At 64.2% G+C, this 8,094-nt stretch carries 7 protein-coding genes and 1 pseudogene; 3 read left to right on the top strand and 5 right to left on the bottom strand.

Annotated elements, in window-relative coordinates; translation table 11 throughout:
- Positions 1 to 1,220, bottom strand: a 1,220-nt coding sequence (locus FM101_RS12545; protein ID WP_087000169.1) for a cytochrome c oxidase subunit I, incomplete at its 3' end; no start/stop codon positions are given.
- Between the two features lie 127 nt (positions 1,221 to 1,347).
- Positions 1,348 to 2,778 (bottom strand): replication-associated recombination protein A, encoded by a 1,431-nt coding sequence (locus FM101_RS12540; protein ID WP_245806696.1) that lies wholly within the window; start codon positions 2,776 to 2,778, stop codon positions 1,348 to 1,350.
- An 83-nt stretch (positions 2,779 to 2,861) separates the two neighbouring features.
- Here FM101_RS12540 and dtd point away from each other — a divergent pair, with 83 nt between their 5' ends.
- Both dtd and FM101_RS15625 read left to right on the top strand, forming a co-directional pair.
- Positions 2,862 to 3,302, top strand: coding sequence for a D-aminoacyl-tRNA deacylase (gene dtd, locus FM101_RS12535; RefSeq protein ID WP_087000171.1), 441 nt, complete (start codon positions 2,862 to 2,864; stop codon positions 3,300 to 3,302).
- Between the two features lie 194 nt (positions 3,303 to 3,496).
- Complete coding sequence (locus FM101_RS15625) at positions 3,497 to 3,763, top strand: hypothetical protein (protein ID WP_143269289.1); 267 nt, start codon at positions 3,497 to 3,499, stop codon at positions 3,761 to 3,763.
- Here FM101_RS15625 and FM101_RS12525 read toward each other — a convergent pair.
- The 3 genes from FM101_RS12525 to hisS form a co-directional block, all read right to left on the bottom strand.
- A complete protein-coding gene (locus tag FM101_RS12525) occupies positions 3,760 to 4,260 on the bottom strand; it encodes a hypothetical protein (RefSeq protein WP_087000165.1) in 501 nt (166 codons plus the stop codon). The two genes, FM101_RS15625 and FM101_RS12525, sit on opposite strands and share 4 nt — an antisense overlap.
- Positions 4,261 to 4,288: 28 nt before the next feature.
- On the bottom strand, positions 4,289 to 6,100 hold the full coding sequence (aspS, locus tag FM101_RS12520) for an aspartate--tRNA ligase (RefSeq protein WP_087000163.1): 1,812 nt from the start codon (positions 6,098 to 6,100) through the stop codon (positions 4,289 to 4,291).
- A 145-nt stretch (positions 6,101 to 6,245) separates the two neighbouring features.
- Positions 6,246 to 7,583 carry a histidine--tRNA ligase gene (gene hisS, locus FM101_RS12515; RefSeq protein ID WP_087000162.1) on the bottom strand — a complete coding sequence of 446 codons (1,338 nt, stop codon included), beginning with the start codon at positions 7,581 to 7,583 and terminating at the stop codon, positions 6,246 to 6,248.
- Between the two features lie 231 nt (positions 7,584 to 7,814).
- Here hisS and FM101_RS12510 point away from each other — a divergent pair.
- A pseudogene (locus FM101_RS12510) lies at positions 7,815 to 8,094 on the top strand (hypothetical protein); the annotation flags it as partial.

Here is an 8,094-nt window from a genome sequence, read left to right as displayed (position 1 = left end):
ACGACGGTACCGAAGACCACGTAGTGGAAGTGGGCGACCACGAAGTAGGTATCCGTGACGTGGATATCCAGCGTCGGTGCCGAGAGGATGATGCCGGTCAGCCCGCCGAAGAGGAAGGTCACCAAGAAGCCGATGCTCCACAGCATCGGTGTCTCAAAGGTCACCGATCCTCGCCACATGGTGCCGATCCAGTTGAAGAACTTCACTCCGGTTGGCACCGCGATCAGCATGGTCATGAAGCCGAAGAACGGCAGGGCGACCGAGCCGGTGCCGTACATGTGGTGGGCCCACACCGAAATCGACAGCGAAGCAATGGCAATAGTTGCGAAAATGAGACCCTTATAGCCGAAGATTGGTTTGCGGCTGAAGACCGGGAAGATCTCCGAGACGATGCCGAAGAACGGCAGGGCAATGATGTAGACCTCGGGGTGACCGAAGAACCAGAAGAGGTGTTGCCACAAAATCGGTCCCCCGGATTCGGGGTCGTAGATATGTGCACCGAAGCGTCGGTCGGCGCCGAGGGCAAATAGGGCGGCAGCCAATGGGGGGAAGGCCATCAGGATCATGATCGAGGTGATCAGGGCGTTCCAGGTGAAGATCGGCATGCGCCACATGGTCATCCCCGGTGCGCGCAGACAAATCACGGTCGTGATGAAGTTGACCGCACCCAGGATGGTGCCGAAGCCCGACAGCGCCAGCCCGAAGACCCAAAGGTCACCACCGATTCCCGGACTGAACGTGGTGTTCGACAGTGGGGCGTAAGCGAACCAGCCGAAAGCCGCGGCACCTTGCGGGGTGATGTAGCCGGCCATCGCGATGGTCGAGCCGAAGAGGTAGAACCAGAAGGCCAGCGCGTTAAGCCGCGGGAAGGCAACGTCGGGGGCACCCAGCTGCAGGGGCATGATGACGTTGGTGAATCCGGCGAACAACGGGGTGGCGAACATGAGCAGCATGATGGTGCCGTGCATGGTGAACAGCTGGTTGTACTGTTCCTTGGTCTGCATGATCTGCATACCCGGTTCCCATAACTCGGAACGCATCAACAGCGCCATGATGCCGCCGATGCAGAAGAAGATGAACGAGGCGATCAAGTACATGTAGCCGATGACCTTGTGGTCGGTGGAGGTAATCCACGTGACGACGATGCGTCCCTTGGACACCGGCACAACCCGCGGGGCGAGGACCGTCGTCTCGTCGGTGGCGTATTCGTAGGTAGCCAAGGAATCCTCCTATCGGCACAAGCTCGATTCCGCCCGTCCCCCTGCCGGCCAAGCGGCCTTGGGGCCAGTGTGGCACCTACTCGTCGGTAGTAGAAGGGTTATTGTTCCCACGCTTCGCCCGGTGGCCTCAACGTCCGCGAATGATCCTGCGGATCCGCTGCAACCTTTCACCGATACCGCGTTCGCTGCCATTGGCCGTGGGCGCATAGTAATCGCGACCCACCAGATCATCGGGGGCGTACTGCTGTTCGGCAATCGAATGCGGGGCATCATGCGAGTAGACGTACCCCTTGCCGTGGCCGAGTTGTCCTGCGCCGGGATAGTGCGCATCACGCAGATGGACAGGGATCCCCTCGCCGCGGCCGGCCCTCACATCGGAAATTGCTGCGTTGATCGCCTGATAGGAAGCATTGGATTTGGGGGCGGTTGCCAGATGGACCACCGCTTGGCCCAGAATGATTCGCCCCTCGGGCATGCCGATCAGTTGTACCGCCTGGGCCGCAGCGACCGCGCTCTGCAGGGCCGTCGGGTCGGCAATGCCGATGTCCTCTGAGGCACTGATCATGATTCTGCGCGCAATGAAGCGCGGGTCCTCCCCCGCCTCGATCATTTTCGCCAGATAGTGCAACGAGGCATCCACGTCGGAGCCGCGGATGGATTTGATGAACGCACTGATCACGTCGTAATGCTGGTCCCCGGCCCGGTCGTAACGCTGGACGGCAGCATCCATGGCCCGCTCCGCGTGGGAAGTATTCACGGGGATCGGCGAGGGAGCCCCTTCACTCTCCTGGTCCGGGACAGCGCCGTCGTTCGCCGACGCATCATCGTTCCCGCTGGCTTCGCCCCAGGCAACACCGGCTGCCGCTTCCAACGCCGTCAACGCGCGCCGGGCATCTCCCCCACTGAGCCGGACCAGATGATCCAGTGCCGCGGGTTCCAGGGACACGGTCCCGTCCAGTCCGCGGGGGTCCTCCACGGCGCGGAGAACGAGATCGCGAATGTCCTCTTCTTCCAGAGGCTGCAACGTCAGCAGCAGGGAACGTGAGAGCAGCGGGGAAATCACCGAGAAGGACGGGTTCTCGGTGGTGGCGGCGATGAGGACCACCCACCGGTTCTCTACTCCCGGTAGCAGGGCGTCCTGTTGGGCTTTGGTGAAGCGGTGGATCTCATCCAAGAACAATACGGTGGTGATCCGGTTCAGATCCCTGTCAGTCAACGCCTGGTCCATAACCCGGCGGACGTCTTTGACCCCCGCAGTGATGGCGCTGAGTTCAACGAATCGCCGCCCCGGAGCCCGGGCAATCACATGGGCGATCGTGGTCTTACCGGTTCCCGGTGGGCCCCAGAGGATGACGCTCGCCGGACCGGAGGGGCCTGGACCATCGACCCCAGCTAGTTGACGCAGCGGCGATCCGGGTTTGAGTAGATGTTGCTGTCCAACCAGTTCCGCCACCGTCTGCGGACGCATACGTACTGCCAGGGGCGGCCGGGGACGGGAGGAACCGTGGCCTGGCTCGTCCTCGGAGTCGTCATCCAGTGGACTCAACAAATCGTTCACCCATCCAGCCTAGTCCCCGCACGCCGGCGCCCCGGGGACCGCTACGGTTGATGGGTGATGTCGTACGAGCGAAGGGCAACGGTGTGAAGGCAGTCGTACAACGGGTCAGCAAGGCCTCGGTTGAGGTCCGAGGCCAGGAAGTCGCAGCCATCAACGAGCCCGGGCTGATGGTGCTGCTCGGCGTTACGGGCACCGACACCGCAGCGGAGGCGGCGACCCTGGCGTCAAAGATCTGGCGTCTGAGGATGCTCGAGGAGGAAAAGTCCTGTTCCGATATCGACGCACCATTGCTGGTCGTCAGCCAATTCACCCTCTACGGTGAGGTACGCAAGGGGCGCAGACCAGGCTGGTCGGCTGCGGCACCACGGGCGATCAGCGAACCGCTCTATGAGGAGTTCATGGCCACTCTTCGCGCCCTCGGCGCACGGGTCGAGCACGGGGTCTTCGGCGAGCAGATGGATGTTTCCCTCGTGAACTCCGGCCCCTTTACCCTCGTGGTCGATACGACGGATCTGCCCGGTTGATCACCACGGTGGACCGTGACCGCCCGGGACGAGCATCGACCTAAGAACCGGCAGTGTCAGCCACGGAGGCCGCGTCGATTTTCCTCATGACTAGTGAGCGCTGGTGTTCCAGGGCCCTGTCGGCACCAGCAAGCTGAATTGGGCGGCATCTGGCGCCCGTGACACCCAAAAACAGCAGCCACACCACGCCCGTCATGATGGCGAAAACGGAGAACCATTCCCCGGACACCATCGCAGGAACACCCACCAACACACCCCAAGCCACCGCGGCGGCCAGCCAGGCGAAGCGGTTCCTGCGGACGGAACGACGGATGGAGGGCCGGTGCCCTGTCGCCAAACGTGCCGCATGGATTTCATGGTTGTCAGCTGAGCCGACAGGGTGGTTGGACGCTGCCGCTGCGGGCCCGACGGATCGTTCCCGGGCCACCGCGGCACGGGCCTCGGCCGCGGTGAAGCACTAGCGTCCGCGCAGCAAGGACTCGACCCGGTGGAACCACGTCGCCGAGCCCCAACCAGCCTCATCGGCCAGTCGACGTCCGGCCCCGTCCCCGAGGATGATCCCGAACGTCAGGATCAGGGACCCGGCCACGGGCAGTACCCAGTTCGGTGGGCCGGGGAACACATTCTCGGGCAGCTGGCTGACCAGCGTGATTCCGCCGGCCAGCAGGATCACCGCAAGGATCCCCAACACCACCGAAAGCGAGAGTCGTCCCCGGGTCCGTCCGGTCCAGGCAGCATAGGCCAGCCCCAAGGCGACGGTGACCACCGGGAAGAGCAGCACCGCCGGTCCGCTGAAGGACGGCTGGGTCCAGCCGTCCCCGAACCCCATGCGCACACCGACGATGACGATCATGATGCCCACGCTGACGATCAGCAGCTGGACGAGGCCGCGGCCGGTAGAGGCCAGACGGTCCCCGTCCAGGACAGCTGCGATCCGCTGATCGGCGGTGATTTTCATGGGGCTCTTCCGGGCCGGCAGCTTCGGGCTAGGAGGCGTCGGTCGCCGACTCGTCCTTTTGCTCCGCCTTTTCGGCCTTCTTCGGCTCGGGCTTCGCGTCGACGCCGGCCTCCTTGCGCTGCTGCGCGGTAATCGACGCCGGGGCCTGGGTCAGCGGGTCGAATCCGCCGCCGGTCTTCGGGAAGGCGATGACGTCGCGGATCGAATCGGTACCGGTGAGCAGCTGCACCACACGGTCCCAGCCGAAGGCGATGCCGCCATGGGGCGGGGCACCGTATTTGAAGCCGTCCAGCAGGAAGCCGAACTTCGACTGCGCGGATTCCTCATCCAGACCCATCATCTTGAAGACGCGTTCCTGGACATCGCGCTGGTGGATACGGATGGACCCGCCGCCGAGCTCATTGCCGTTGCAGACAATGTCATAGGCGTAGGAGAGGGCGTTCTCCGGGTCCTCATCGAAGGTGTCCATGAATTCAGGCTTCGGGGAGGTGAAGGCGTGGTGCACAGCGGTCCACTGCCCGGCACCGACGGCGACATCGCCGGAGGCCACGGCTGCTGCCGCGGACTCGAACATCGGGGCGTCCACGATCCAGACGAAGGCCCAGTCGCCTTCCTTGATCAAACCGGTGCGGTGCCCAATCTCCACACGGGCCGCGCCGAGTAGTGCCCGTGATTCGGAAGCCGACCCGGCGGCGAAGAAGATGCAGTCCCCGGGGTTGGCGCCAACAGTGGTGGCAAGGTTCTCCCGCTCGACATCGGTCAGGTTCTTGGCCACGGGCCCGGTCAGCGAACCGTCCTCCTGGACCAGGACGTAGGCCAGACCCTTGGCACCGCGCTGCTTGGCCCATTCCTGCCAGGCGTCCAAGGTCCGGCGCGGCTGCGAAGCCCCGCCGGGCATCACTACGGAACCGACGTAGGGTGCCTGGAAGACCCGGAAGGTGGTGTCCTTGAAGAAATCCTTCAGCTCGGTCAGTTCCAAACCGAAACGCAGATCCGGTTTATCCGACCCGTACTTCTGCATCGCGTCGGCGTAGGTCATCCGGGCGATGGGGGTGGGCACCTCCACGTCGATGAGGTTCCAGACGGCGCTGACGATCTTTTCGCCCAAGGCGATGATGTCATCCTGCTCCACGAAGGAAGCTTCGATATCCAGCTGGGTGAATTCCGGCTGGCGGTCGGCCCGGAAATCCTCATCACGGTAGCAACGGGCAATCTGGTAGTACTTCTCGAAACCACCGACCTGAAGTAGCTGCTTGAACAGCTGCGGGGACTGCGGCAGCGCATACCAGGAGCCGGGTGCCAGACGGGCCGGCACCAGGAAGTCGCGGGCGCCTTCGGGGGTGGAACGGGTCAGGGTCGGGGTTTCGATCTCGACATAGCCCTGATCGTGCAACAGTTCACGGGCCGCCCGGTTGACCTCGGAGCGCAGGCGGATGTTCGCGTGGGGGCCCGGGCGGCGCAAGTCCAGGTACCGGTGGCGCAGACGTGCTTCCTCGCCGACCTCTACGTGCTCGTCGATCTGGAACGGCAGCGGCGCCGAGGTGTTCAGGACGACGACGGAGTCCGCCAGCACCTCGATCTCGCCGCTGGCGAGGGCAGGATTCTCGTTTCCGTCGGGGCGACGTTCGACCGTCCCGACGATCTGCAGGACGAATTCGTTGCGCAGGGAGTGGAAGTCGGCTTCGTCGCGGACCACGATCTGGGCCACACCCGAGGCATCGCGCAGATCCAAGAAGGCAACCCCTCCATGGTCCCGGCGGCGGGCTACCCAACCGGCCAGGGTGACGGATTGTCCGATGTGTTCGGCCCTGAGCGTGCCCAAGTCGTGAGTGCGCAGCACTGAAGTCCTTTCGAGGGGTTCCTCGCGTGCTCCCAGGGATCCCCGGGCCCGGCACGCGTTGGTTCAATTACGGGTATTGATCGAGTTTACCGGCAGTGACGGGCCCCCCGGCAACCTGGAGCGGTGGCCGGGGCGCCCGGAACGGTCAGGAGGTGGTGATTCCCGGCTGCAAGTCTTCGATTGGAGGCGTCCATGCCTGCGGGTCGGCCACCACCTGCTCGCCGGAACGAATGTCCTTGACCTCGTGGGTGCCTTCCTCCGAGATGAACCAGACGTAGGGGATCCCGCGTCGATCCGCATAGCGGATCTGCTTACCGAACTTCTCTGCCCGCGCGGCGACCTCCACCGCAATACCGCGTTCGCGCAGAGCGGCGGCAACATCCTGGGCGGGGTACCAGGAAGCGTCGTCGTTCAGGGCGACGAGCACGGCGCTGGGAACGTCCCGGGTAGCCTTCAGGCCACCGTCGGCGAGCATCCGGGAGACCAGTCGACTGACACCGATGGACAGGCCGACGCCGGGGAAGGTGCGGTTGCCCTTGGAGGCCAACGATTCATAACGGCCGCCGGAGCAGATGGAACCGAGTTTTTCGTGACCGACGAGCACCGTTTCGTAGACGGTGCCGGTGTAATAATCCAGACCCCTGGCAATCGACAGGTCTGCCACGACCCGGCCGGGGGCCCGGCTGGTGGCGACGTCGATGACTTCGGCCAATTCGTTCAGGCCCTCTTCAAGCAGTTCGTGCTCCACCCCCAGCGCCCTGACCTGTTCAACGAAAGAGGTGTCGGTGGTGCGGATGGAGGCCAAAGCCAAGGCGGCACGGGCTTGGTCTGCGGTGGTGCCGATGTCATTGACCAGGGCCTCAGCCACCTTCTCGGGACCGATCTTCTCGAGTTTGTCGATGCTGCGCAGGACGCCGGCAGTATCTTCTATCCCCAGGCCGAGGTAGAAGCCCTCGGCTAGTTTGCGGTTGTTCACCCGCACGGTGAAATCACCGATCGGCAGCGCGCTGAGCGCGTCGGCAATGACCAGGGCCAGCTCTACGTCGTAGCGGAAGGGCAGCGCTCCGTCGCCGACGACGTCGATATCCGCCTGGGTGAATTCACGGAACCTGCCATCCTGGGGGCGTTCCCCGCGCCAGACCTTCTGGATCTGGTAACGGCGGAAGGGGAAGGCCAGGTGTCCGGCGTTCTCCACGACGTAGCGGGCGAAGGGCACGGTCAGGTCGAAGTGCAGAGCCAGCGCGTTGGGGTCGGCACCGGTGGCCTCGCCGTCGTCGTTCTGGAGCCGGGAGAGTCCGTAGACCTCCTTATCGATTTCGCCTTTGCGCAGCAGCTGCCCCACGGTTTCCACGGCCCGGGTTTCAATATTGCTGAACCCATGGAGTTCAAAGCTGCGCCGCAGGCTGTCCAGAACATGGAGCTCCACGAGGCGTTCGTTGGGTAGCCACTCGGGGAAACCTGACAATGAGGCCTTGCGTGCCATAGGGGTGAAGACTCCTTCGCGGGGATGGTGGGATGCTGCCCTCACGGATGGCGTCGCAACGGCGTGCGTGGGTCCGGGAGGTAACCGCACGATTCTATGTCGTTCGATGCCGCCATCGCGACCCGGTCCGCGGCAAACTACCTTGTTGCAGCACTGACTCGGTAGAGTTACGGGGGAAACACAGGGTTCCGGGGAACTTCCGGACCGACTCCGAACGAAAGAGTTTTAGCGGTGAACAGCTCCACGCAATCCGACGACAACGCAGGCCAGCCCGACGAGTCCACCAGCGGCGCGCCAGTAGGCACCCCCGAGCAAGCCTCCGAGCAGCAAGCCACGGCGCAGGAAGCGCCGATCCCCGAACCCGAAACGGCGGCACCCCAAGCTCCTGAGGCCGAAGCCGAAACCCAGGAAGCCTCGGCGGTCGACGTGTCCCCGAAGCCAGCCGCTACCCCGAAGCCGACGGCGGCTCCCAAGCCGACGGCCTCCCCGCGCCCGGTCCCCACCCCCGCTG

Origin of the sequence: Arthrobacter rhombi (assembly GCF_900163545.1) — a bacterium.
Taxonomy (GTDB): domain Bacteria; phylum Actinomycetota; class Actinomycetes; order Actinomycetales; family Micrococcaceae; genus Arthrobacter_H; species Arthrobacter_H rhombi_A.
This window is presented reverse-complemented; position numbering and strand designations above follow the sequence as displayed.